Annotated in this window: 19 protein-coding genes and 3 pseudogenes; 4 read left to right on the top strand and 18 right to left on the bottom strand. The window is 73.2% G+C overall.

The features are described 5' to 3' along the window. Nucleotides 1-133: 133 nt before the first annotated feature. Nucleotides 134-1,234: a hypothetical protein gene (locus ACGFZF_RS25440; RefSeq protein WP_393557625.1), complete on the bottom strand. Its 1,101-nt coding sequence runs from the start codon at nt 1,232-1,234 to the stop codon at nt 134-136. A gap of 394 nt (nt 1,235-1,628) precedes the next feature. Here ACGFZF_RS25440 and ACGFZF_RS25435 point away from each other — a divergent pair, with 394 nt between their 5' ends. After that, on the top strand, nt 1,629-2,186 hold the full coding sequence (locus tag ACGFZF_RS25435) for an HPP family protein (RefSeq protein WP_393557623.1): 558 nt from the start codon (nt 1,629-1,631) through the stop codon (nt 2,184-2,186). 78 nt (nt 2,187-2,264) lie between these two features. On the opposite strand, the gene ACGFZF_RS25430 is transcribed toward ACGFZF_RS25435, so the two are convergent. Then, on the bottom strand, nt 2,265-3,479 hold the full coding sequence (locus ACGFZF_RS25430; RefSeq protein ID WP_393557621.1) for a S8 family peptidase: 1,215 nt from the start codon (nt 3,477-3,479) through the stop codon (nt 2,265-2,267). A 393-nt stretch (nt 3,480-3,872) separates the two neighbouring features. On the opposite strand from ACGFZF_RS25430, the gene ACGFZF_RS25425 reads away from it, so the two are divergent. Beyond that, entirely contained in the window at nt 3,873-4,799 is a 927-nt protein-coding gene (locus tag ACGFZF_RS25425; protein ID WP_393557619.1) for an LLM class F420-dependent oxidoreductase, read from the top strand. Between the two features lie 249 nt (nt 4,800-5,048). Next, entirely contained in the window at nt 5,049-5,651 is a 603-nt protein-coding gene (locus ACGFZF_RS25420) for a hypothetical protein (protein WP_393557617.1), read from the top strand. A 118-nt stretch (nt 5,652-5,769) separates the two neighbouring features. Here the strand turns inward: ACGFZF_RS25420 and ACGFZF_RS25415 are convergent, their stop codons facing one another. Beyond that, nucleotides 5,770-8,256, bottom strand: a complete 2,487-nt coding sequence (locus ACGFZF_RS25415; protein WP_393557615.1) for a glycoside hydrolase family 9 protein — start codon at nt 8,254-8,256, stop codon at nt 5,770-5,772. A gap of 323 nt (nt 8,257-8,579) precedes the next feature. On the opposite strand from ACGFZF_RS25415, the gene ACGFZF_RS25410 reads away from it, so the two are divergent. Continuing rightward, nucleotides 8,580-9,431: an MBL fold metallo-hydrolase gene (locus tag ACGFZF_RS25410; protein WP_393557613.1), complete on the top strand. Its 852-nt coding sequence runs from the start codon at nt 8,580-8,582 to the stop codon at nt 9,429-9,431. A 312-nt stretch (nt 9,432-9,743) separates the two neighbouring features. Here the strand turns inward: ACGFZF_RS25410 and ACGFZF_RS25405 are convergent. From ACGFZF_RS25405 to ACGFZF_RS25335, 15 genes and pseudogenes are all read right to left on the bottom strand, one after another. Next, a pseudogene (locus ACGFZF_RS25405) lies at nt 9,744-10,667 on the bottom strand (MASE1 domain-containing protein); the annotation flags it as partial. Between the two features lie 186 nt (nt 10,668-10,853). Next, nucleotides 10,854-11,681 carry a PP2C family protein-serine/threonine phosphatase gene (locus ACGFZF_RS25400; RefSeq protein WP_393557611.1) on the bottom strand — a complete coding sequence of 276 codons (828 nt, stop codon included), beginning with the start codon at nt 11,679-11,681 and terminating at the stop codon, nt 10,854-10,856. A gap of 139 nt (nt 11,682-11,820) precedes the next feature. Then, nucleotides 11,821-14,199, bottom strand: coding sequence for an FUSC family protein (locus ACGFZF_RS25395; RefSeq protein ID WP_393557609.1), 2,379 nt, complete (start codon nt 14,197-14,199; stop codon nt 11,821-11,823). Between the two features lie 31 nt (nt 14,200-14,230). Continuing rightward, entirely contained in the window at nt 14,231-14,845 is a 615-nt protein-coding gene (locus ACGFZF_RS25390; RefSeq protein ID WP_393557607.1) for a DUF998 domain-containing protein, read from the bottom strand. 96 nt (nt 14,846-14,941) lie between these two features. Beyond that, the gene (locus ACGFZF_RS25385) at nt 14,942-15,295 is read right to left on the bottom strand and encodes a WD40 repeat domain-containing protein (RefSeq protein WP_393557871.1); all 354 of its coding nucleotides are present in this window, start codon (nt 15,293-15,295) and stop codon (nt 14,942-14,944) included. 38 nt (nt 15,296-15,333) lie between these two features. Continuing rightward, a pseudogene (locus ACGFZF_RS25380) lies at nt 15,334-15,387 on the bottom strand (hypothetical protein); the annotation flags it as partial. A 308-nt stretch (nt 15,388-15,695) separates the two neighbouring features. Continuing rightward, nucleotides 15,696-15,839: pseudogene (locus ACGFZF_RS25375) on the bottom strand (WD40 repeat domain-containing protein); the annotation flags it as partial. A 202-nt stretch (nt 15,840-16,041) separates the two neighbouring features. Next, nucleotides 16,042-16,701 (bottom strand): hypothetical protein, encoded by a 660-nt coding sequence (locus tag ACGFZF_RS25370; RefSeq protein ID WP_393557605.1) that lies wholly within the window; start codon nt 16,699-16,701, stop codon nt 16,042-16,044. A 420-nt stretch (nt 16,702-17,121) separates the two neighbouring features. Continuing rightward, entirely contained in the window at nt 17,122-18,261 is a 1,140-nt protein-coding gene (locus tag ACGFZF_RS25365) for an agmatine/peptidylarginine deiminase (protein WP_393557603.1), read from the bottom strand. Between the two features lie 159 nt (nt 18,262-18,420). Beyond that, on the bottom strand, nt 18,421-19,218 hold the full coding sequence (locus ACGFZF_RS25360; RefSeq protein ID WP_393557601.1) for an ABC transporter ATP-binding protein: 798 nt from the start codon (nt 19,216-19,218) through the stop codon (nt 18,421-18,423). Next, complete coding sequence (locus tag ACGFZF_RS25355; protein ID WP_393557599.1) at nt 19,211-20,188, bottom strand: ABC transporter ATP-binding protein; 978 nt, start codon at nt 20,186-20,188, stop codon at nt 19,211-19,213. The genes ACGFZF_RS25360 and ACGFZF_RS25355 overlap by 8 nt, the downstream gene beginning before the upstream one ends. Next, nucleotides 20,185-21,039, bottom strand: a complete 855-nt coding sequence (locus ACGFZF_RS25350) for an ABC transporter permease (protein WP_393557597.1) — start codon at nt 21,037-21,039, stop codon at nt 20,185-20,187. Before ACGFZF_RS25350 ends, ACGFZF_RS25355 begins: the two co-directional genes overlap by 4 nt. Beyond that, nucleotides 21,036-21,995, bottom strand: coding sequence for an ABC transporter permease (locus ACGFZF_RS25345; RefSeq protein WP_393557595.1), 960 nt, complete (start codon nt 21,993-21,995; stop codon nt 21,036-21,038). Before ACGFZF_RS25345 ends, ACGFZF_RS25350 begins: the two co-directional genes overlap by 4 nt. Next, nucleotides 21,992-23,653, bottom strand: coding sequence for an ABC transporter substrate-binding protein (locus tag ACGFZF_RS25340; protein ID WP_393557593.1), 1,662 nt, complete (start codon nt 23,651-23,653; stop codon nt 21,992-21,994). Before ACGFZF_RS25340 ends, ACGFZF_RS25345 begins: the two co-directional genes overlap by 4 nt. Nucleotides 23,654-23,730: 77 nt before the next feature. Further along, nucleotides 23,731-24,744: an agmatine/peptidylarginine deiminase gene (locus tag ACGFZF_RS25335; RefSeq protein ID WP_393557591.1), complete on the bottom strand. Its 1,014-nt coding sequence runs from the start codon at nt 24,742-24,744 to the stop codon at nt 23,731-23,733. Between the last annotated feature and the right edge of the window lie 237 nt (nt 24,745-24,981).

The following is a 24,981-nucleotide window of genomic DNA, read 5'->3' as shown; positions in this document are numbered from 1 at the left end:
GCACCGACGGCACGCCTCCCCGGCCCCGAAGGAACGCGGGGAGCGGGGCGTGGGGAGGAACGCGGGCACCGGGACCGGGACCGGGAGGAGCGAGGGTGCCGGGAGGGGAAGCTGATCGCGCCGCCCCGGGATGTCACTGGAAGCTCAGCCGATGCGGGTGGTCCGGGTCCGCCGGACAGGTGTGGACGCGCAGGAGACCGCGCCCGAGGTAGACGCCCACCGGGTCGATCGCCCGCGGATCGTCGGCGGCACCGCGGTCCTCGACCGGGATCCAGCTGTGCGAGGCACCGTCGCACTCCACTCCGGCGACGGTGAGCAGCGGCGGCATCGGCGTCCCGCACGAGGCGCAGTCGACGGGGGCGGGGTCGGTGAGATGCCAGGAGGCGAAGCCCCCGACCTTCCAGCCCGGGGCGATCGAGAGGTCGCTCATGTAGTCGACGGTCTCGGGTTCCGCGGCGCGGGCGGCGGCCATGGCCGCCTCGTACTCCTCGTAGGTCGCATAGCTCACGGAGGTTCCGGAGTCCCCGTCGTCGTCCCCCTCTCCGTCCTCACCCTCGTCGGCGTCATCGTCGAGGCTCTCCTCCCACGCGTCGATGGCGTCCTGGAGCTCCTCGTCGAGCAGCCCGAGGTACTCGTACTCGACGACCTGCTCCGGGTGGACGACACAGGCGGTGGGAACGCACTCCTCGCGGCCGACGACCTGCGGTGCGGGCTGCGGTGCGAGAACCGCGCCGACGTCCGCGGACCGCCGCCACACCAGCCGGACGTCGATCGTCCGATCCGGACCGTGCGCCTCGAACGGGCACCAGAGCACCTGGAGCAGGTCGTGGCCCTCCGGACCGACGAGGTCCGGGACGTCCCGGGTGTGGAGCTGGGCGACGGCCAGCAGGGGCACGGGGTCCTCGTCCCGCAGCTCCGGGGCGTGCCGGCCGCGGGTCATACCGTCCAGGAGTCGCAGCTCCTGCGGGGTGAGCGCCCGTCCGCGCGCCTCGTCGTGGACGCGGCGGCGCAGCCGTACGTCGGACAGCCGATGCCCCTTGCCCTTGGCGTGCACGGCCGTGCACACCGGCCAGGGCTCGTCGGCAGGCCAGAGCAGCGGCCCGCCCACCGAGCTCTGGTCCGCCGTCGCCGCACCCGGTCGGGGGTGCAGCCGCGTCGCGGTCCGGCGGTGGGCGGCGAGCGCGGGGAAGAGCGCCGCCACGTCGACGGGGCGCGGGGGCGTGGTGCGGGTCATACGGGGTCCTCCCGGGTGGTCGGTACGACCCTGCCATCCCGCGTCCCGGCACCGGCGGCCGGGGCGCCGCGAGGGAGTGCGCCCCTCCGACCCGGCCCACGGCCTCCCTCGGACCCGAGGCCGACTGCCCCTCGCATCGGGCTACGGACCCGCGCACGGAACTGAAGGCACGCCTCGAAGCCTGGGGTCCGGACCGCCCGTACGCCCCTGACGTGCGGCGTTCGCCGACCCCGGTCGATTCCGTCGCACACCCGGACGATAAGGTCGTGCTCGGATGCGCCGCCGCACCCGGGTGCGGCGCAGGGGCGGGCCGGCTGTCGATCACAGAGCCCCGTGCCCCGTCGACCCTGCCCCCGCCCGTCCCGGCTTCGGCCGCCCGCCCCGGAAACACCCCATGAGCACCGCCACACCCCTGCGCCCCGAGACCACCCGCACCACTCCGCCGCCGTCCTCCCCGAGGACGGGGATCGCCGGCCGGGCTCCGGCCCGGCCCAGCCCGCTCGCCGCCTTCCACAGCATCAGCGCCGTGACCGCCGTCCTGCTGGGGCTGGTCGCGATCGGCGCGGCCCTCCACGAGCCGGTGCTCATACCGCCACTGGCCGCCAGCGCCGCACTGGTGCACAGCGCGCCCACCCTGCCGCTCGCACAGCCTCGCGGTGTCGTCGGGGGCCACCTGATCGGGGCGGCCGTCGGATACGCCGCACTGGCCGTCGCGGGCAGCAGCGCCTGGGCGGCGGCTGTCGCGGCGGGCGCCACGCTGGCCCTGCTGACCCTCGCCCGCACGCCGCACGCGGCCGCCTGCGCCACCTCGGTCGTGATCGTCCTCCAGACCCCCGATCCGGTCCGGTTCGTGCCCCTGCTCCTCGGCTCCACCGTCCTGCTCGTGCTGACGGGATACGCCGGCTCCCGCATCCGCCGCACGGCGCCGAGGTATCCCGCCTACTGGTGGTGACCCGGGCCGCGCGCGCCGAACGCCCCCGGAGGCATGCGGCCTCCGGGGGCGTTCGCGCACCCGTGACGGGCGACGGCGTTACGGAACGAGCCTCAGCAGCCGGTTCGGCGAACCGCTGCCCGGGCTGGTCACCTTGTTCGGCGTGGCGCCGTTCACCAGTGCGGCCGAGACCTGGGCCGGGGTGGCCGAGGGGTGGCCGGCCAGGTAGACGGCGGCGGCGCCCGCGACGTGCGGGGTGGCCATGGAGGTGCCCGAGATGGTGTTGGTGGCGCTGTCGCCGGTGTTCCAGCCCGCGGTGATGGAGACTCCCGGAGCGAAGAGGTCGAGCACCGAGCCGTAGTTGGACCAACTGGCCTTGGCGTCGGTGCTGCCGGTGGCGCCGACCGTGATGGCGGCGGGGACCCGTGCGGGCGACGACGAGGACGCGTTGACACCGGAGTTGCCGGCGGCGACCGCATAGGTCACGCCGTCCGCGATGGAGTTCTTCACCGCGTTGTCGAGGGCGGTGGAGGCGCCGCCGCCGAGGGACAGGTTGGCCACGGCCGGAGCGCCCGCGGTGTGGTGGGCGGTGACCCAGTCGATGCCGGCGATGACACCGGCCGTGGTGCCGGAGCCGTTGTTGTCCAGGACGCGGACGGCCACGATCTTCGCCGACTTGGCCACGCCGTACGTGGAGCCCGCGATGGTCGTGGCGACATGGGTGCCGTGGCCGTTGCCGTCCTGGGCGACGGAATCGCCCTCGACCGCGTCGTAGCCGTTCGTGGCGCGCCCGGCGATCTGGGAGTGCGTGATGCGGACACCGGTGTCGATCACGTACGCGGTGACTCCGCCGCCGGCGCTGTCGGGGTAGGTGTACGTGCCGGAGAGCGGCAGGTTCGCCTGGTCGATGCGGTCGAGGCCCCAGGGCGCGTTGGACTGCGTGGCGTCGGAGCGGACGATCCGGTCCTGCTCGACGGAGGCCACGGCCGGGTCGGCCGCGAGCCGCCTGGCCTCGGTCGCGCCGAGGGTGGCCGTGTACCCGTTGAGGGCGGAGCCGAAGGTCTTGCCGACCCGGCCGCCGTAGTCCGCTATCAGGTCGCGGCCCTGGGCGGAGCCGGCCCTGATGCCCGCGCCCGGCTTCAGGGTGACGATGTAGCTGCCGGGTACGGCGTCGGCCGACCCCGCCGCGAGCACGACGCCCTCGGCGGGAGCCGCCTGGGCGGGGACGGCGGCGAAGGTGCCCAGGAGTGCGGCGGCGGTCGCGGTGGAGACCGTCACGGCGAGACGGGTCCTGGAGTTCTGCGGGAGTGTCATGGCGAGGGAGTCCTCCTCATCGGCGGCGCGCCCTGGTGGGGCGGCGCTCGGTGGTGGGGGGTGCGTGGGGTCGCACGTACGGCTGGGAACGGCGTGTTCCGCTCCCGGCGTGATCAGCAGCCTGGCGGCGCTACGGGCGTAGAACAAGGAAGTTGGAGCCTTGTCATGCAACCGCCATGGCTCCGCAATCGAAGCTCCCTCGCCACCACGGGTGGTGACGGGACACCAGGCGCACGAGGTGACCGAAAGCGCGCTCCCCAAGGCGGGCGATATCCGCCGAACCCGCCCTCCTCGACCCGGACTCCACCTCGCTCGGACCGCGTCACGGAGCCGCCACACGCTTGTCACACGCGATCCGGAATGCCGCTCGCGGCACTGGCGGTTGCCGCGACCATGACTATCGGTGTGACTCTGAGCGCGACCTCCCGTCAGCTTCCGATCGACGCCACGGTGCGCCTCGCGAGAGAGGCGCGGGACGCCGGGCTGCGCTCCGCGTGGTTCGGTCAGAGCTTCTCGTACGACTCTCCCCTGCTGGCCGCGATCGTCGGCCGCGAGGTACCCGGGCTCGAGGTGGGCACGTCGGCGATCCCCGTCTTCGGCCGCCACCCGCTGCTGATCTCCAGCCAGGCCCAGACGGCCCAGGCCGCCACCGGCGGCCGCTACCACCTGGGCATCGCCCTCGGCGCCCGGCACCTGGTCGAGCAGGGCTTCGGCATCCCGTACGAACGACCCGTGGCGCTCCTCAGGGAGTTCCTCACCGCTCTGCGCCCCTTGCTGGAGACCGGGGAGGCGGACTTCCACGGCGAGCTGCTGACGGCGACGACCCCGCTGCCGGCGGCAGTGCCCGACGCGCGGCCGACGGTGCCGCTGCTGGTCGCCGCCATGGGACCGCAGACCCTCCGGGTCAGCGGTGAACTCGCCGACGGGATCCTGCCGTTCCTGGCAGGACCGCGCGCGCTCGCCGAGCACATCGTCCCGGCCGTCTCTGCCGCCGCCGAGGCGGCGGGCCGGCCGGCGCCGCGGATCGTGGCCCTCGTTCCCGGCGTGGTGACCGCCGGCCCGGACGCGGTACGGGAGACCGCGGCCGGCGCGCTGGCACTGTACGAGGGCATCCCCTCCTACCAGCGCGCGATCGCGCTCTCCGGCGCCACGCGCGCCACGGACCTGGCGGTGATCGGGGACGAGGAGCATGTCGCCGCCGAGATACGGCGCTACCGCGACGCCGGCGCGACGGAGGTGGTGTTCACGGCCACCGAACTCGGCGGCGAGGCCGACCGCCGCCGCACCTGGAGACTGCTCGGGGAACTGGCACACGCCTGAGCCCGGGGAACGGCACGGATGCCTCCTCTCTGCGTGAACCACGCGCAGACGCGGGCGAGTGGCCGATACCGTCGTCGCGACGACCGAGCCATCTCCGGGGGGACGCATGACGGTGAAGCGCGCGCACGCCGCTCGACGCGATCACGGATCGGTGTCCCGGTGACGGCCGCGGGGTCTCGCGGACCCGAACTCATCGCGGGCGAGATCCCTCTGACCGACGTCATGGCGCGCCTCGCACGGAGCCGGCCGGTGTTCCACTCGGAAGCCGATCTCCAGCACGGGTTCGCGCGAGTCCTGTGGGAGCTGGCACCCGGCATCGAGGCACGCCTGGAGGTGCGTCAGTTTCCGAACGGCATGGCCGGCGCCATCCACCTCGACCTGCTCTGCGCCGGTCCCGCCGGCCGCACGGCCGTCGAGTTCAAGTACTTCAAGGCCGGATGGAGCGGCACGGCGGGCCCTTCGAAGGAGCGGTACGCGCTGTCGTCGCACGCGGCCACCGACCTCGGCCGGCTGGGCTTCGTGTCCGACATCGCCAGGCTGGAGAGTTTCGGCACCCACCCCGGCCAGAACGGACTGGCCCTGCTCCTGACCAACGACAAGGCCCTGTGGACGCCACCGAAGGCGGGTGCCACGAGGACCAGGGACGCGGACTTCCGGATCCACGAGGGCCGCACGCTCGCCGGGACGCTCCTCTGGGCCGAAGGCACGTACCCTCCCCACACCCGCATCCTCGAAGGCACGTACCCGATGGACTGGAAGGACTACTCGCGGCTGGAGGGCCCGCACGGCGTGTTCCGGTACGTACCGGCGTGGGTCCGGCCGACACCGCGCGCGGCTCCGGCCTCAGGCTGAACCGCGGTCGCGCACGGGCCGGGACCGTGTCACGGAGCGCTCCGCCGCGACCCACGGACGGCAGAAAACCGCCGTCCGGCCCCGCGGACGCGCCGCGGGGCCGGGCGGGACTTCCGCGTCAGTGGCCGTAGACCTGGAACTCGTACAGCGAGATGCCGTACGGCGTCGCGCGGGTCGTGCCGAGGACGCGGACATGACGGCCCTCGCCCCGGACGTCGAGCGTCTGCGTGCCGCCCCGGCCGTCCGTCGTCGCGAACAGGTCGCGTGACGTGCCGAACGCGGGGTCGTCGGAGATCTGCACCCGGAAGCCCTTGGCGTACGCGGCCTCCCAGCGCAGCACCACCCGGGAGACCGAGCGCGAGGCGCCGAGGTCGACGTTGATCCACTGGCCGTCCTGGAAGGCGCTGCTCCAACGGGTGTCGGCCCGGCCGTCCACCGCCAGGGCGGCCGTCAGGCCGGCGTTCTCGACCGACGAGGCCCAGGCCGGACGGCCTTGGGACAGCAGGGTCGCGGCCGGGTCCCCGGCGGTCGTGGCGGGCACCGGGGCCGAGGCGGCCGAGAGGTTGCCCGCGGCGTCCCGGGCCCGGACGGTGTACGCATAGGTGCGGCCCGCGGCCAGCGCCGTGTCCGTGAACGACAGGGCGGTGACGTCACCGACCCGTACGCCGTCCCTCAGCACCTCGTAGCCCGCCACCCCGCTGCCCGGCCCGTCGTCCGACGCGTCCCAGCTCAGCGCCACCGAGTTCGCGGTCGCGCCCGTGACGCGCAGCGCCGCGGGCACCGAGGGCGGGGTCGTGTCGCCGGACCCCGGTGCGACCAGCCGGTTCGCCGTACGGTCGAGGTAGGTCGCCGCCCAGGCCAGCGGAGCGTTCCAGTTGACGGTGTTCTCCTTGGAGCACCACGCGTCCGGTGCGGTGCCGGGGCCCGCGTAGGACTTGGCGGCGGGCATGCCCGTGGGGGTCGCGTTGTCGTTCACGAGCTCGTTGTTGGGGCCTCCGGACAGCCAGCCGCGCGGGTACGGCGTGCCCGGGTAGCCACCCCAGGCCAGGCGGTCGTGGAGGTCGGACTCCGCGTGCTCGCCGTACCCGGTGACGTACGACAGCCGCATCGCGTTGGCGCCCATCAGGTAGTCCATGCCGCGGTGCATCGCCTTCAGGTGACGAAGGTCGCCGGTCACGGCGTGCGCGGTGCCGAGCAGCAGCATGCGGTTGGCGATGGCGGAGTTGGAGCCCCACGGGTAGGCCGCGCTCCCGGGGAGGAGGGAGGGGTAGCCCTCACCGTTCAGCGTGGCGACGATCCGGTCGGCGAAGCCGGTCAGGTTGCCGCGCATGCGGGCGAGGTCGGCGGCGGGCAGGTCGTTGGGGACCGCCAGCAGCGAGAGGGTCCCCGTGGTGGCGACCTCGGCCCAGTCGAACATGCCGACCTGGCCGTAGTGGGGTGAGGTCGTCACCGCCCGCCGGTAGGTGTCGGTGCCGGAGTCGGTGCGCCGCGCGGCGGTGAGGTAGAGCTCGACGGCCGCGGCATAGCGGTCGTCGCTGTTGACGGTGTCGGGATAGTCGCCACCGCCCTCGGCGTCCGTGCCGCTGGGGTAGTCGACGTCGGGCTGCGCCTCGGCGCGCTCCCAGGCCGTGCGGGCGCTCGCCCACAGCTGGTCGGCACGGCCGGGGTCGAAGGCCCGCAGGACCCGGGCGAGTTGGGCGCTGTTGCGGGCCACGGCATAGGTCGCGTTCGTGGAGGGCGGCATCGCGGAGCGGGCCAAGGCGTTCTCCGCGCCGACGTCGGCGACGGGGAAGGCGCTCCACTCGTGGTTGTGCACCTTGTGGGACGCGAGTCCGGCCGGCGGGAGCATGCCCGGCATGAAGCGGGAGCCGTAGGCGACCTCGTCGACGATGTCCGGCCGGCCGTTGGCGCTCTCCGGGAGGGCCAGGCTGCCGTCGCCGTAGGCCGAGGGGTCACGCTCGTAGAGGTTGAGCAGCGTCCACGCGGACACGGCGTGGTTCACCGGGTAGACGCCGAAGTCCCCGGCGTCGGCCCAGGAGCCCGCGACGTCCAGCCGGCCGCCGCCGCACCAGTTGCCGTAGCAGGGCACGGAGTCGTCCCCAGGATGCAGGGCGGCGTGCGCGTGCGCGGGGTTCTGCAGGTGGCGGCCCTCCACCGGGGTACCCATGCGGTGGAAGTAGAAGTACTGCATGGCCTCGCGGCCGAGCTGCGGGTACAGCGAGGTGTCCCGGATCGAGAAGGGCACGCTCGCGCCCGCGGAGTCGACGGTGAGGCGGTAGTCGCCGGCCCGGGTGAACGAGGAGAAGTCGACCTGGTGGACGTGATCGCCCGAGGCGCGGTCCGCGCCGTGGACCCGGGTGGTGCCGGAGGCGGCGACCGCGTCGTCGGCCGTCCTGCGGACCTGCCAGGCCAGGGGCGTGGAGGCGGAGCTGACGATCGTGGCGATCTTGTCCGCGCCGCTGAGGTAGCCGATCTGGTTCACCCGGACCGGGCTCGTGTCGCCCGCGGCGGCGGAGGTGGTCGCCGGGACGAGCGGGGACAGCAGGGCGGCGGTGAGGACCGCGGCGGTGAGACAGGCGCGCCGTCGGGGGCGGAAGCGCTGCATGGGGTCGACCTTCCATCGGCGGGTGCGGTGGACGTGGTTCACGAGGGCGGAGGAGTCGCCCCGGTACGGGTGCTGACGGATGCCCGGGAACGCGCACCCGAGGAGCGACAGAGTGGGAGCGCTCCCATTCCGTGCCGCCTCCCATCAAGCGACGAAGCGCCCGTCTTGTCAATGACATGTCATGAAGGTGGGGGGCGGTTTCCGCCACGGGGCCGTCGCTCACCGAATCCGACCGCCGGGAACTCCGCGTTTGACGGCAGTCCGGCACGGGGCTGGACTGGATTCATGAACGCTGCGGCGACTCCGTCCTAGGGAGGGCAGCGATGACCACCACGGAGAGCTTCGACCTTCTGCAGCCGTACAAGATCGCCGAGGAGACGTTCGTCATCCCGTGGGCCCTTGAGGCCCCGCCGGTCGGCCACTTCCCGATGAACTCGATGGTGATCCGGGGAAGCGAACCGGTCCTCGTGGACACCGGGGCGCCCGCGGTGCGCTCCCAGTGGCTGGAGGCGGCCTGGTCCCTCGTGGATCCGCTGGACGTACGGTGGATCTTCCTCACCCACGACGACCGCGACCACGCCGGCAATCTCCTGGCGGTCCTCGCGGAATGCCCGAACGCCACCCTGCTGACGACATGGTTCTCCATCGGCCGCATGGCCGAGGAGTGGGAGACTCCGGTCAACCGGTGCCGCTTCATGACCGACGGCGACACGATCGACGCAGGGGATCGCACGCTGGTCGCCAAGCGGCCGCCCCTGTACGACAACCCCACGACCCGCGCCCTCTTCGACCCGAAGGCCGGCGTCCTGTGGGCCGTGGACACCTTCGCCACGAACGTGCCGACCCCGGTGCCCGAGATGGCGGCGCTGTCGCCGGACGAATTCCGCGACGGCCAGCTCTTCGGCGGAAGCCTGGTGTCCCCCTGGGTCGCCCTGCTGGACGCCGAGAAGTTCGGGACGGTCGTCACCGACTTCCAGCACCTGAACGCCGAGGTCATCGCCGGCTGTCACTGCCCGGTCCTCCGCGGAGCCCGGATCCCCGAGGCCTACGACCTCCTCCGGCGGCTCCCCGGAATCCCGCCGTGGACCGAGTTCACCCAGGCCGACCTGGACCAGTGGATGGCGGTCGCCGAGAGCTCGGTTCCGCCGGAGCAGCCGCGGCCGTCGGGGACGTGAGCGGCGCTGCCGCGCGGCGTCGGGGTGCGCTGCACTCCGGCGTCCACGACCGGGGACCTGCTGCCGCCCGCGTACGGGCGGTCGATGGCGCGCCGGTCAGCGGCTCGCGTCCGTGCCGGCCCCGTCCGCCGGGCCGCGGCCCTCCGGTCCCGGTGCCGCACCGGAACCAGCTCCGGGACCGGGACCGGGACCAGCACCGAGGCCGGAACCAGGACCGCGACCGGGGTCCTGGGCGCCGAGTCCGGGTAGCGGAGACCGCAAGGGACCGGCGGGGCCGTCGGGAAGGGGCGCGGTTCCGGGCAGGTCGTGCTCCGGCGGACGGAGCCGTACCCCGGAACCCTCGTCGTGGGTGAGCCGGGCGACCGCCGTGGCGAGGAGCCCGCACACGTAGGAGACCTGCTCATGCGTGCGGTTGCGTTCCGTGACGATCGCCGACAGGAGCAGGGCGGTCATGGAGGCCACCCCGTTGAAGGCCTGGAGCGTGAACATCTGGTCGAAGAGGTCGTGGCCCTGGAACGGCCCGGAGGAGTTCGCCGCCGCGTGGATCGCCAGCAGCGAGACGATCAGCACGCAGGGCGCCGCGCAGGTCAGCTGGAACCGGAGCGCCGCCCAGAGCAGGAACGGGAAGACGAGGAAGAGCAGGTTGACCGTGCTCGTCGTGGCGACGACCGTGACGGCGGCCGTGCCGGCGAGCAGCAGCGCCGCCTCGGCCCACCGGTAGGGGGAGACGCCGCGAGGCCGACGCAGGGCAGGCAGGACGAGCAGCAACGGCGTGATCACGAGGACGCCCATCGCGTCGCCCGTCCACCACACCGACCACGCGGCCCAGAAGCCGCCGTCCGGCACCGCGTCGGAGAGCGTCAGCGCACCGGCGCCCACGGTCGCGCTGACGAACATGCCGGCCAGGGCGCCGAGGAACACCAGCGCCAAGGCGTCCCTGATGCGGTCGAGCTCCGTGCGGAAGCCGACCCGGCGCAGCAGCACGAAGGCGACGACCGGCGCCAGCGTGTTCCCAGCGGCGATCGCGACGACCGCGGGGAGCGACGGCCCGATCGGCAGGTTGACGAGGAAGGCGGCGAGCGCGATCCCGGGCCACACCCGCAGGCCGAACCAGAGAAGGCAGGCCACGGCGATGCCGGTCGGCGGCCACAGCGGGGTGACCTGTCCGCGTACCAGTTCCTGCAGCAGCCCGAGCCGGGCCCCCGCGTAGTAGGCGCCCGCGACGGCGAGCACCATGACGACGGCGCCGACGGCGCCACCGCCGGTCGGGTGTCCCCGCAGCCGTTCCAGGAACGTCATGTATTCATCGAACAACGCCTGGCGGTGACGCGCAGGGCAGGGCTCCGGCAGACGGCCGGGCGGAAGACCGGAAGACCACCGGGCGGAGGCCGGGTCGGTCACGGCGGGCGGAGGTCGGGTCGGTCACGGCGGGGAAAGGGCGGCGTGCCGGAGCACGACCACGGCGGCGTCGTCGCTGTGGCCCGTCATGTCGGCGATCTTGATCACGGAGGAGGCCAGCAGGTCGGCGTCGGCGTCGAATCCGGCGTGTGCCAGCGCGGCCACCGCTTCCAGGCCGTCCTCGATGGGGAAGCGCGGACCCTCCACCACTCCGTCGGTGACGAGGACGACGGCGCCCTCGGTGGTGAGGACACGGCGGGTGACCGGATAGTGCTCGCCCGGGAACATGCCCAGGGGCAGTCCGCCCGCGTCGAGGACGGAACGGGGGCCGGCGTCGGCCGTGGCCCAGACCGCCGGGGTGTGGCCCGCGCGGGCTCCGGCGAGTTCGTGGGTGACGGGGTCGAAGCGCAGGAACGAACAGGTCACGAAGAGTCCGCTGTCCATCGACACCAGCAGCTCGTTGACCTGGGCGAGTACGTCGCCGGGGTCGGTGGTCGCCCGGGCGCCGGCGCGCAGTCCGCTGCGTACCTGCCCCACGAAGGCCGCGGCCTCGGCGTCGTGGCCCTGGACGTCCCCGATCGCCACGCCGATCGTCCCGTCGGCCATCACGAAGCCGTCGTACCAGTCGCCGCCGATCTCCAGCCCCCGCCGCGCGGGCACGTAGCGGGCGGCGACGGCGAGACCGGGCACCGTGGGCAGCTCGGCCGGGAGGACCTGGCGCTGCAGTGCGAGGGCCAGCTCGACGCGGGCTTCCTGGAGCTTGATCCCTTCGAGCACCTCACCGGTGAGCCGGACGAGCGTGTGCAGCAGGTCCTCGGCGTCGGCGGACGGGTGGGCGTGGAGTCGGCTCATGGGGGCACGCTCCGGGCACTCTGACGCGGACCGGCCTGCGGACCGGCGGACTGAGGGGTTCCTTAGAAGGAACGGTACCCCTCGGGCCCGGTTCCGGCCGGTCCGCGTCGCGCAGGGGCCTGACGGGACGGCCGCCACGTCAGGCGTCCCGTGCACCCTCGGCCGCCACCCGCCCGGACCCGTCCGCTCCCCCGCTCGCGGCGCCGTCGTCTCCGCCGCCACCGCTCCCGCCCGTGATCCGATCCAGGTCGAGGAGCAGCGAGCGGAGCCAGGCGTCCGCCGCGTACGAGCCGCTCGGCGCCCAGGCCCCCGCGACGTCGGTCGCCGTCCCGTCCTCGGGCACCGGTGTGTTCTCGGTCGCCGTCTCGACCCCGGCCGCCGTCCCGACCCCGGGCGGCGAGCCGGCGGCCCGGCCCGCGAGCGGGGGCGGCACCGGGACCCGTTCGGCCTGCGCGTTCTCGTCCAGTACGGCGGACAGCAGCAGCATCCGCCCCGCCACCCGCTCCCCCAGCCGGGTGAGGGACGCGGCCACGGCCGGCTCCAGCGGCGGTACGGTGACGGGCCCGACCGGGCCGTCCGCGGACGCGGGCGGCAGCAGGACGCGTTCCGCTCCCCACAGCGTGTGGTGCCCGGCCAGCAGCGCGGCCTGCCAGTCGACGGCCCGAGACGGGTCCTCCCGGGTCCGGACGGATCCGGGCCGTGCCGCCACGGGCGCCGTCGGTTCGCTCTGGAACTGCGCGAAGGTCGACTCGGCCAGCACGAGCGAGTGCCGCAGCAGACCGTTGAGCGGCGGCGCGGCCGGGTCGCGCAGGCCGCCGGCCGCCAGCGCCGAACTCGTCATGACGACGGCCTCGGCGGCGGACCGCAGGAGCACGGCGGTCGACCGCCGCACCTCGTCCTGCGCTCCGCGCGGCCACGCGAGCAGCCCGAAGACGGCGCCGATCACGCTGCCGACCAGGACGTCCAGCAGCCGGACCTCGGCCAGCTGCCAGGTGGCGGGCGCCAGCTGGGCGAACACCAGGGCGACCGTGATGGCGAACAGGGCCTGTGCCCAGCCGACGCCCTTCACCGGTCCCACGGTGAACGTCAGCAGCAGTACGGGGATCAGCACGGCGGCGTACACGGTGGTGTCCGCCCCGACGAGCGCGAGGATGCCCGCCGTGGCCAGGGCGCCGACCAGGGTCCCGGTCACGGCCTGCCGGATCCCGGTCCGGGTGGCGACCAGGGTGGTGCGGGTCAGGGACAGGGTCGCCAGCATCGCCCAGAAACCGTGCGGCAGGGTGTCGATGCCGGCGACGGCGCGGGCCGCGGCGAGGGCCAGGCTGATGCGGACGGCGTTCTGGAAGAACACCGACCGGCTTCCCGTGTTCCCGACGAGCCTCCGCCACCACAGCTGCGGGGCCCGCATCCGCGCGTACCAGAACCGGTCCAGGGGCACGCCGGAGGCCGCCTCCCGGCCCCGTACGGCCAGACCGGAGGCGCGGGCCAGAGCGGACGCGGCGTCGGCGAGTTCCAGCAGGTCGGCGCGGCGGCGCAGGGCCGCCGGACTCACCCCTCCGGTGGGGAGTGCGGCGAGCGCCGCGCGTTCGCGGGCCGGTGCGGCGTCCGGTCCGCCGGCGGGCCCGCCCCGCAGCAGCGCCGCGCTGTCCGCCGCGGAACGCCCGACGGCGTGCAGCAGGTCCAGGCCCGAGGGAGTGGGCTTGTGGTCCGGCGGCAGCGGGGGCAGGCGGACGAGCCGGTGCAGGAGCGTCCGCGCGGCGAGGCCGGCGTGGGCCAGGCCGCGGGAGCGGACTCCGGGGCCGGCCGGACGTTCCGCCTCCGGTACGAGTGAGGGCCGGAGGGCCTCGGCCGCCGCGGCGGCCGAGGTTCTCGTCGCCGGGGACAGGACGAAGGGCGCGCGGGCGAGGTCGGCGGCGCACTGTTCGGCGGCGAGGGCGGCACGGGCGGTCAGCTCCCGGTACGACACGGTCGGCGGCTCCGGGAACACGAATGCCTCGGCGAGGACGAGGAGCAGGATTCCGGTGGTGGCCCCGATCAGCCGCTCGCCCAGCTGCTCCGGTGCGAACGGCGGGAAGGACGGAAGGATGTAGAGGAGTTGGAGGCCCGGCGCGGCTCCGGCGGGCCGTGGGCCGCCGACCGCGACGAACGCGAGGACGAAGCCGATGACGAGCATGCCGGCGACGGCGCTCCAGGTCTCCACGGCGAGCAGGGTGCCGGCGGCGACGAGCAGCCAGGTGACCGGCAGGAGTCGCAGCAGCATGCCCGCGCGCTGCCGCCCGGTGCCGGGGATGCGGGCGAGGCCGGCCAGCGAGACCGCCGCGAACAGCGCGTAGGTGGCGGCGACGGGCTGGTCGAGGCCGTACAGGAAGAAGTAGAAGGTGCCCCCGGCGGCGAGGGTCACCTGTAGCGAGCGTCGGGCCGCGGCGGCGTAGGCGGGGGGCGGCCGGCGCGGGTGTCTGCCCCGGCCGGTGGCCTCGGCGCCCTGGGTGTCCTCGGCGTCGGCACCGTTGGCACTCATGTCACCAGGATCGGGCACCGACGGCACCCCGTCACCCGCGGGCCGGGCCGCTCGGGGTCTCCCGCTCGCCGGAACGGCGCAGGCACGAGGCGACGACCACGAAGGGCCAGAGCGCCTGGAGGCAGGTGACGAAGCGCTCGGCGACGCCGGCGGTCCCGTGCCCCTGCGTGGCGACGAGGTACCAGGCGGCGCCGAGGGCCATCAGGGCGGAGGCCGTGGCGGCGGGCACGGGTCGCAAGCCCCAGGGGGCGCGGCTTCCGCGGCGGGCGGCCAGCACCGGCCAGGCGGCCAGGAGGGCGAAGCCGACCGCGGCGACCGAGCCGTGGCGCAGGGACCCGCCGCTGCTGGGTGCCGGAACCAGCGCGACCGCCAGGGCGGAGACTCCCCCGCACGCCAGCGCCACCCGCCCGGCGGTCGCCGCGGGGCGGAGCCCCCAGGCGGTGAGGAGGTGGCAGACGCCCAGGGCGAAGAGGGCCGTCGTCATCACCCAGAACCCCGCGGCGCCGTAGGCCGCGAGCACGCTGATCGTCTGGCTGACGGGATCGTAGGCGGGCCCCTCCAGCGCGGCGGCGACCGTCCAGCCTCCGATGAGCAGGACGGGGGCACAACCCGACGAGATCAGGGACCATCTCGGCACAGATCGCATCGAACCACCGTAGAACGCTCGCCGGCGACGGGAGGGGAGGCGGTACCTGGCGAAGGAACGTCATCCCTACCCGATGCTCCGCGAACGGCGCACCGGTCAGGAGTCCGGACAGAGGGGGCGGGGCGCGGGCCCCGCCGGCACCTCCTCGCGCCAGCGGTCGGAGGTGAAGGCTCCTCGCGCCCATCGGCAGAGGAAACGCACCGGGTCGACCGTCGCTTCGACGTTCCACAGCCGTGCGGTTCGGTCCTCGCTCCAGCTGGTCAGGGTTCGGCCGCCGGGGCCGAAGGCCACACCGACGACACCGGCGGCATGTCCTTCGAGCGGATCGGCGATCTGGCGCCCGGTGGCGAGGTCCCAGAGCCGGACCGTCTGGTCCATGCTGCCGGTGGCGAGCGTTCTCCCGTCGGGGCTGAACACCACGGAGGTGACCCCGCTGCGATGGCCGACCAGCGCATGCCCGATCTGCTCGCGGTGGTGCGGACGGTGCTGTCACGGCTCGCGGTGGCGAGGGTCTTGCCGTCCGGACTGAAAGCCAGCGACATGGCGTCGTTCGTGCCGAGCGGCAGCGTGCCGACGAGACGGCGGGTCGCGACATCCCACAGTCGACGTCACGTGAGGCGATGGCCAGTACGGCGTTGTCCGGGCTGAAGGACACGCGCGAGCCCAGTGCTATCTCTCCCGCGACCAGAGGGGCGCCGGTCGGGCGACGCGTGGCGAGGTTCCAGAAGCGCACGGTGTCGTCCGTGCCCACGACGGCAAGGGTCCGGCCGTTCGGGCTGAGTACCGTCCCCGTTGCGTCACCGATGCCGATGGGCGCGCCGACCTGCCGTTGGCTGCGGACGTCCCAGAGTCGGACCGTGGTGTCGTCGCTCGCCGTGGCCAGGGTCGATCCGTCAGGGCTGAAAGCCAACGCCCCTGCCCCGGAGAAGTCGACGGCGAACGGCTTCCCGATCCGGGTCCGGCCGTCGGCCCTGCTTCGCCGCCTTCGCCGCATCCGGCGGCGAAAGCCGTCGCCAGCGCCGAGACCAGGAGCGCGGTCCGCGTCACCGCCGACCGGGGGCTGAGTCGTGAGGACCGTCGACGCGCACCTGGTGATGGACGACGAGACACCTGACATTCCCCCGTTTCGGATCGGAACCGGCGAACCGTCGTCGGCCCGCCGGGACACCGCCGCCGACCTGCCACCCGGGCGGCGATCAATCGCTGGGCCGCGTACCGCCGCCCGCCGCACGGGCCTGGCCGGCCCCGGCCCCGTCGCCGGGGGCACGCGGGGCGGGAACGACTCCGATCAGCGCCTCGGCCTCACGCACGCCGGCGAGGCGGGCGAAGCCGACCGCGTAGTCGTAGACGTCGCGCTGCACGACCCGCAGCGCGGCCCGGCAGGTCTCGTTCTCCGGCCACTCGGACTCCCGGCTGTCGGGGTGGTTCCTCTCGAACTCCTGCAGGCGAGGGTGCCAGTGGGACAGGAACGGCCTGAGCGCCTGGTTGAGCATGGTGATGGCCAGGTACTCCACCGTCTGCCCGCCCGGGACCGCGGCGGAGGGGCGGGCGGCCTTGAGCGTCTCGCGCGTCGTCGCGAAGAGGCCGTACATCGACGTGAGGGACTCGCGGACCACTCCTTGATCGCTGGCGAGCGGCTGAGTGGACACCCTCGTGACCGTCTCCACGAACATCTGCCAGGCCACTTGCCGGGAATCGTTGTTGACGGTGAAGGTGAGTTCGCTCAGCTGTGGGACCGTGACCTTCACCTCGGTGAGGCGGGCGGTGCGCTGGTACCACTGCACCACCAGTACCGCCGCCGCGCCCGCGATGCCACCGGTGATCACGAACAGGCTACGGCTCGTGACCTGGGTCATGCTGAAGACGGCAAGCCCGATGAGCGCACCGACGAGCGTCGCGCTCAGCAGCCGGAGCGTCGTACTCCGCAGGACCCTCCACCGCTGGTCCCGCCCTCCGTCTGACTGCCCTGTGCTCATCTGCTCCCGCCGGTCCCTCGTGCCGCCGTCCGATACACCTCCCGGTGGCCTGACCGGGCAGGACGAACATATCGCCAACAGCTGCTGGAGGGGCCCAAAAGACATCGGAGGCAGCGGAGTTGGCCACGCGTGGCGCGAAATGATCGTTGACGGGAGTCGGCTCGGGAAGCTCAGCCGCACCTGGCGCTCCGGGTTGACCTCGGGAGCGGGATCACTTCACACACCGGGCGGTGGCGGACACCTGCCGAAGGGCCGGTGCGGCGACGTGGGCCGTCACCGCACCGGCGGTCGTGCGGGGTGTCAGCGGACGGGTTGCTGCTGGGTGACGCAGTGGATGCCGCCGCCGCCCGTGCCGAGGCGGTCGATGTTCAACTGCTCGATCACACGGTCCGGGTAGAGGCGGGCCAGGGTCGCCTTCGCGGCCGTGTCCGCGCGCTGATCGCCGAAGTGGGCGCTGATCACGGCGTCGTTGCAGAGGTAGAAGTTGGCGTAGGAGGCGAGGAAGTCCGGGTCGGCGGAGCGGATCCTGCCGTAGTCCGGGCCCTGCAGGCGCATCGTGTCCATCGGGATGCCGTTGGCGGACGTCGAGGCGGACAGGATGCTGTACTGCTGCCTCGCGTCGCGGGCGTAGGCGTCGTTCTCGGACGCGAGGGGCATCTGGACCAGGGCCTCGCCGGGGGCGAGGAAGCGGGACGTGGCGTCGACGTGGTCGTCGGTGATGTCCTGGCCGCGGACGCCGTCGAACCAGATGACCTTGGAGGCGCCGTAGGCCGCCAGCATGGCGGACTCCACCTGGCGTTCGGTCATTCCGGGGTTGCGGTTGCGGTTCACGAGGCTGCTGCGGGTGGCCATGAGGGTGCCGGCGCCGTCCTGTTCGATGGCACCGCCTTCGCCGACGAGGCCGGCGTAGGTGATCGGTACGCCGACGTAGGAGGCGATCCGTCCGGCGACGAGGTTGTCCCTGGCGTGGGTCTGCTTGTCGCCCCAGCCGTTGAAGTTGAGGCCGACGGCGTCGAGGCCGCCCTGGCCGTCGGTCCGGAACACGGGCCCGGTGTCGCGCATCCAGCAGTCGTCGACGGGGATGGAGCTGATGACGGTGACCGAGGAGCCGCACAGCGAGCGGGCCCTGGCGGCGCTGCCGGAGTTGGCGCACATGACGACCGGTTCGTACTTCGCGATCGTGCGGGCGATCAGGGCGATGTCCGCCTGCACTCCGCTCAGCTTGCCGGACCAGATCGCGGTGCTGTCGGGCCACGCCATCCACGTACGGGTGTGGCGGACGTCCTCCACCGGGACGCGGAAGGCGCCCGCGGCCGCGTCGGCCCTTTCCGGGAGGGACGTCGCGAGGGCCGCGCCGACGGCGGTTGCTCCGGCGGCGGCGAGGAATCCTCGTCTGTTCAGGCCTCCGCGTGAGGGGCGGCCTGCGGGATGATCGTTCATGGTGACCTCCTGTTTCAGCGAGCGCTCGCGCGGGTGGCGGACGAGCGGCGTGGAACCGACCGAGCCGGCTGCTCGGTCCCGTGGTGTCGAGCGGGGTCGCCCCGGCCGCTCCGCGGGCACCGGTGCGTGCGCTCACCGGGGGCGGACGCGACCGGGTCGTCAGAGGGCCCGGCGGGCGGCGGCGATCGCCCGGGGATCCCAGCCGGGGCGGGGCACGGACTCCAGCAGGAGCCGCGTGTAGGGGTGTCGTGGCGCGGCGAGCACCTCATCGGTGGGGCCGGCCTCGACGACGGCGCCCCGGCGCATGACGACGATCTCGTCGGTGACGCACCGGACCACGCCGAGGTCGTGGGTGATGAACAGGTAGCCCACCCGGGTCTCCTCACGGATGTCGGCGAGCAGGTTGAGGATCTGCGCCTGTACGGACACGTCGAGGGCGGCGACCGCCTCGTCCAGGACGAGGACGGCCGGTTCGACCGCGAGGGCGCGGGCGATGGCGACCCGCTGGCGCTGGCCGCCGGAGAGCTGCCGCGGCCGCGCCTCGGCGGCGCGGGTCCCCAGGCCGACCTGGTCGAGCAGTTCCCGGATCCGCCGGTCGTGGTCGGTTCCGGGGAAGTGCAGGCGAAGGGTTTCGCGCAGGACGCCTTCGACGCTGGTCCTGGGGTCGAGGGAGAGGTACGGGTCCTGGAAGACCATCTGGACCTCCCGGGCGCGGGCCAGGCGCCGGGCCCTGCCCCGGCTTCGCGCGTCGCGGGCCCGGCCCCGTACGCGGACCTCGCCCGCGTCGGCGCGTTCCAGGCCGACGACGATCCGGGCGGTGGTGGTCTTGCCGGAGCCCGATTCGCCGACGATGCCCAGGGAGCCGCCTTCGGGAAGGGTGAACGACACGTCGTCCACGGCGCGGACGCCGCCGAAGGCTCGGTGGAGTCCGACGGCCTCCAGTACGTTCTCAGGCATCCGCGTGCTTCCCTTCGAGCAGGTCGCTGTGGTGGCAGGCGGCCCGGTGGAGCGGCAGCCCGGCGGCGGGGCTCGGGTCGGGGGCGCCCAGGTCGCAGATCTCCGTGGCCAGCGGGCAGCGGACGGCGAACGGGCAGCCGGGGAGTTCCCGGCGGAGGTCCGGGGGCTGGCCGGGGATGGCGGTGAGCCTGCCCCGGGGGGCTTCCAGGCGGGGGGTGGAGGCGAGCAGCGCCGAGGTGTAGGGGTGCCTGGGGTGGGCGAAGAGGGCTTGGGCGGGGCCGCTCTCCGCGATGCGGCCGGCGTACATGACGTAGACGCGGTCGCTGATGGCGGCGGCCAGGTCGAGGTCGTGGGTGACGAAGAGGAGGCCGGTGCGGAAGCGTTCGCGCAGTTCCGCGAGGAGGGCGACGACCTCGGCCTGGGTGGTGACGTCGAGCGCGGTGGTCGGTTCGTCGGCGAGGAGGAGGGCGGGATCGCCCATCAGCGAGGCCGCGATCATGACGCGTTGCAGCATGCCTCCGGAGACCTGGCCGGGGTACTTGCGCAGCGCGGAGGCGTCCAGACCGACCGCTTCGAGGAGTTCGACGGCGCGTGCGGTGGCTTCCGGCCGGCCCATGGTCCTGGTGAGGGTCACGCTCTCGGTGAGGAAGTCGCCGATGCGGCGCAGCGGGTTGAGGGCGGCGCGCGGGTCCTGGAAGATCATGGACACCGTGCCGGTGCGCAGGGCCCTCAGTTCCTTGGCGTTCATGGTGAGCACGTCCCGTCCGTGTACGCGGACGGCGCCTTCGACCACGGCTCCGGGCGGCAGCAGGCCCAGGGCGCTGCGCGAGGTGAGGCTCTTGCCCGAGCCGGACTCGCCGACGAGGGCGACGGTCTCGCCGGCGGCGACGTGCAGGTCGACGCCGTCGAGCACGGGGCGGGCCGTGCCGGGCAGCGTGACGCGCAGCCCCTGGATGTCGAGTGTGTTCATCGGTCTCTCCTTGCGACGCGGTCGGCCCAGCGTTCTCCGACCACGTTGAAGGCGACGACGGTCAGCACGATGAGGAGGCAGGGCAGGATCGCGGACAGCGGGTAGCCGTGCTGGACCGCGGTCTGGCCGTCGAAGACCATGCGGCCCCAGTCGGGGGTGAGCGCGGGCACGCCGAGGCCGAGGAAGGACAGTCCGGCGAGGTCCATGAGCGCGTAGCCGAAGTTGATGGTGGACTGGGCGAGGACGACGGGCGCGATGTTGGGCAGGACGTGGCGCAGGCAGATCTGGAGGGCCGAGTGGCCCTGGACCCGGTAGGCGCTGACGTACGGGCGTTCACGTTCGGCCAGGACCAGGGAGCGGGTGAGCCGGCTGACGTACGGCAGGTAGGCGAGGGAGAGGGCGAGGACGGGGGCGAGCAGGCCTTCGCCGTGGACCGAGATGATCAGGATCGCCAGCAGCATGCCGGGGAACGCGAAGACCAGCTCGGTGCTGCGGGACAGGACGGAGTCCAGCCATCCGCCGCGCCAGGCTGCCGCGGTGCCGACGACGACTCCGGCGAGGGTGGAGAGGACCACGACTCCGAGAGGGCCGAGGAGTGAGGTGCGGGCCCCGAGGAGCAGCCGGGAGAGGGTGTCGCGGCCGGCCGCGTCCATGCCGAGCGCGTGTTCGGCGGAGGGGCCGGCCAGGGCGTCGCCGAGGTCGACCGCGTTGGGGTCGTGGGGCGCCAGCCATGGCGCGAGGACGGCGGCGGCGGTGACGAGCACGACCAGGCCGAGACAGAGCAGGTACAGCGGGGACTCGGCCGTGCGGATCCTGGAGAGGCCGGGCCGGCGGGTCAGGACGGCGGTCATGGGGAGGAACTCCTCGATCCGAGGGTGACGCGCGGGTCGACCAGGGGCAGGACGAGGTCGACGATCAGGTTCACCGTCATGAACAGGGCCACGACGATGAGGGAGACGGCCTGGACGGTCGGGAAGTCCTTGGTGGTGGTGGACAGTTCCAGGAGTTGGCCGACGCCTCCGATGCTGAAGGCGGTCTCGACGAGGATCGTGCAGACCAGCAGGGTGGAGACGATCAGTCCGCCGGTGGTGAGGACGGTGCCGAGCGAGTTGCGGAAGACGTGGCGGCGGACGACCCGGCCCTCGGGCACGCCCCGGCTCCGGGCGACCGTGACGTGTTCGCTGTCGAGCGCTTCGCGCATGGCGGAGCGGGTGACGCGGGCGAGCATTCCGATCAGGTAGAGGGCGAGGGCGACCGCGGGCAGCGTCAGGTGCCGGAGCTTGTCCAGGAAGCCGTCTCCGGCGCCGCTGCTGGGGAACCACCCCAGCTCGACCGCGAACAGCGCCTGGAGGAGCACGGCCGCGACGAAGGACGGGGTGCCGACGGCGAGCGTGGTCCCGACCAGGAGCGTGGAATCGGTGGCTCCGCCGCGTACGGCGCCGATCCACCCCAGGACCAGACCGATCACCACGACCACGACCAGCGCCATCGCGACGAGCAGCAGGGTGGTGGGGAGGCGGTCGGCCAGGAGCCGGGAGACGTCGGTGCGGTAGGTGAGGGAGCGCCCGAAGTCCCCCTGTACGACGTCGCCGAGCCAGTGGAGGTAGCGGACGAGGAACGGATCGTCCAGGTGGTACTGGGTGTTGATCGCGGCGAGTGCCTCCGGCGAGGCGGACCGTCCCGAGAGCAGGAAAGCGGCCGGACTGCCCGGTGCGAGGTACATGGCGCCGAAGACCACGAACGAGGCGGCGAGCAGGGTGGCCGCCATCTCCGCGACGCGCCGTACGGCGAATCTCGTGAAGCTCACTTCGCGGCCCCCACGTCGGCGGCCCACGGGTAGTACATGTAGGCGATGGTGGCGGGGGCTCCGGTGATCCTCTTGTTGAGGAAGAGGGCGGTGGGCCACTCGGCGACCGGGATCCACAGGAGCTGCTGTGCGGCGTGCTTCTGCAGCTCGACCTCGATCCTCATGCGCTGTTCGGGCTGGTAGACGGAGGTGGCCCGGTCGACGAGGGCGTCGTAGCGCTTGTCGCTGTAGCCGGCGAAGTTCAGGTAGGCGCCGGTCTTGAAGTTCGTCAGCAGGTCCAGCGGGTCGGTGATCGAGTCGTAGTAGGTGAGCGGGAACATGTCGATGCCCTCGCGGGCCCGGGGGTCGGTGAACAGGGCGGTGAAGGCGTTGGGGGCGATGGTCTTGAGGCGGATGTCGAGGCCGATCCTGGTGCCGGCGGCCTGGATCGCCGTGGCCAGGAGGGAGACGTCCTGGCCGATGGCGCTGGTGGCGACGGTCAGGGTCCTGCCCGTGGCGCCGGCCTCTCGTATCAGCGCTTCGGCCTTCCGCATGTCCGGTGTGGTGGGCGGCAACGACGCGAAGGCGGCCTGCCGGGTCCGTTCCGAGGCGTTCCCCCAGGCGGCGCGGGTGGTGAGGGAACCGGTGGCGGTGCCCGCGCCGCCGAGGCCGGCCTTCACGAATCCGGACCGGTCGAGCGCCAGGGACAGCGCGCGGCGTACGCGGACGTCGCCGAGCGGGCCCCGCATGTTGGTGATGTTGACGTTGACCGTGCTCAGGCCCTCCCCGAAATACAGCGTGCCCACGCCGCTGTCGCGCAGGCGTCCGTAGCTCTCGGTGGGGATGAGGTAGCCGCCGTCGGCCTCGCCGCTGAGCAGGGCGTTGGTGCGGGCCGAGGGATCGGTGAGGATCCGGAAGACGGCCTTCTTCGCCTTGGCCCTGGTCCCCCAGTAGCCGTCGAAGCGTTCGAGCTCGATCGACTGGCCCTTCCTCCATGTGCCCAGCTCGAACGGCCCGGTGCAGGACAGGCCGCCCGAGGTGCCGTAGTCCTTGCCCGATGCCTCGATGCCGGCCTTGGAGGCGACCACGCCCGCGGCGGTGGCCATGTACTGGGGGAACTGGGAGTCGGCCTTCCTCAGTTCGACCGTGATCTGGAGCGGGCCGGTCTTGCGGATGGAGGCGACGTTCTGGAAGCTCTGCGCCCAGGCGGCGGCGTTGTGCGGGTCCCGCTGCCGGTTCAGGCTGTGGACCGCGTCGTCGGCGGTCATCGTCCTGCCGTCGTGGAAGCGAACGCCGGGACGCAGATCGTAGACCCAGGTGGTGGGGGCGGGGTTCGACGCCTTGCGCGCCAGGCCCGGTTCGAGGGTGAGCCCCGGTGTCCAGCGCATGAGGCTCTCGCACACGTTGGACAGGATCGTGTTCTGCGGGTAGTCGAAGGCCACCGTGTAGTCGAGGGTGGGCGGCTCGGCGTACACGGCCCAGGTGAAGGAGTCGATCTCGCCACGGGCCCGGGGCGTGGAGGTGGAGAGTGTGACCTCCTTTCCGGTGACGCCCGGGTCCTTGGGGGGACCGGAGCAGGCCGCGAGGACGGCGAGGGAGGTCAGGACGGCCGTCGTCGCGGCGATCCGTCCGCGTCTGCCGGGCGGGCGCAGCCCGCCGGGGGGCCGGGGTGGGGTCATCGTCGCGCTCTCTTTCCGTGAGGGGTGCGGCGTGGGAAGTCGGCGGAGCAGCCTTCCCGGAGCGGTCCGGTGTCGGTTCAGGCGGTGGCGGTCGCGGCGGGGATCTGCTGGGTGATGCAGTGCACCCCGCCGCCGCCGAAGGCGATGGCGGGCGCCCGCACCCCGACGACCTCGCGTCCGGGGTACGCCTCGGCGATGACCGCGAGGGCCTCGTCGTCCTGGGGCAGGCCGGCCACCGGGACGACGACGCCGCCGTTGGCCACGTAGTAGTTCAGGTAGGACACCTCGACCTCGCCGCCGGCGATGCCGACGAACGCGGTCTGCGGGACGTCGACGATCTCGAACCGCCGGCCGCGGGCGTCGGTGGCGGCCTCCAGGACCGCGCGGTTGGCCCGCATGCGGGCGTGGTCGGGGTGGCCGGGGTCCTCGGGCAGGGAGACGACGACCTTGCCGGGGGCGGCGAACGCGCAGACGCCGTCGACGTGCCCGTCGGTCTCCGTGTCCAGCAGGCCGCCGTACGGGAGCCACACCACCTTGTCGACGCCGAGCCGGGACTTCAGTTCCGCCTCGATCCGGTTCCGGTCCATTCCCGGGTTCCGGTTGGGGTGCAGCAGGCACTGCTCGGTGGTGATCAGGGTGCCTTCGCCGTCGACGGTGATCGCCCCGCCCTCCAGGACCATGTCGGAGTGGACGCGCTCGACTCCGAGGTGCTCCAGGAGGAGGGCGCCGATCCGGTCGTCGGAGTCGTAGGGGTGGTGCTTGCGGCCCCAGGCGTTGAAGCGGAAGTCCACCCCTGCGCGGTTGCCGTCGCCGTCGAGCACGAAGAGCGGGGCGGAGTCGCGGAACCAGGAGTCGTCCTGCGCCATCTCCACCACCGCGACCTCCGGGCCGCACCGCTTCGCGGCCTCCTCGCCGTGGCCGGGCGGCGCGACCATGGTCACCGGCTCGAACGCGGCGACGGCCCGGGCGACGTTCGCGTACTCCTCCTTGGCGTCGTCGAGCACGCCGCCCCACAGGTCCTCACGGACGGGCCAGGCCATCAGACACCCCTCGTGCTCGGACCACTCGGCGGGCATACGGAACGCAGTCATCACGGGTCTCTCTTCGTCTCGCCAGAAGCACCCGTCGGCGGTGGCCGGCTCGATCCGGCCGAGGCGGGGGGGACGGGTACGCGGTGTGAACAGAATCCTGCCCTCGACTGAAAATTCAGTCAAGAGTCGCGATGGCAAGATTTCCTCCGTAGAGCGCTCACCTTTGGGCGGTAATGGGCGGTTTGAGGCAATGAAAAGGCCGCCCTCCCGGCGGGGTGACCCGGGAGGGCGGCTCCG

The organism is Streptomyces sp. NPDC048338 (assembly GCF_043201055.1).
Taxonomy (GTDB): domain Bacteria; phylum Actinomycetota; class Actinomycetes; order Streptomycetales; family Streptomycetaceae; genus Streptomyces.
Note: the sequence above shows the minus strand (reverse complement) of the source record. Positions and strands in the feature narration are given on the sequence as shown.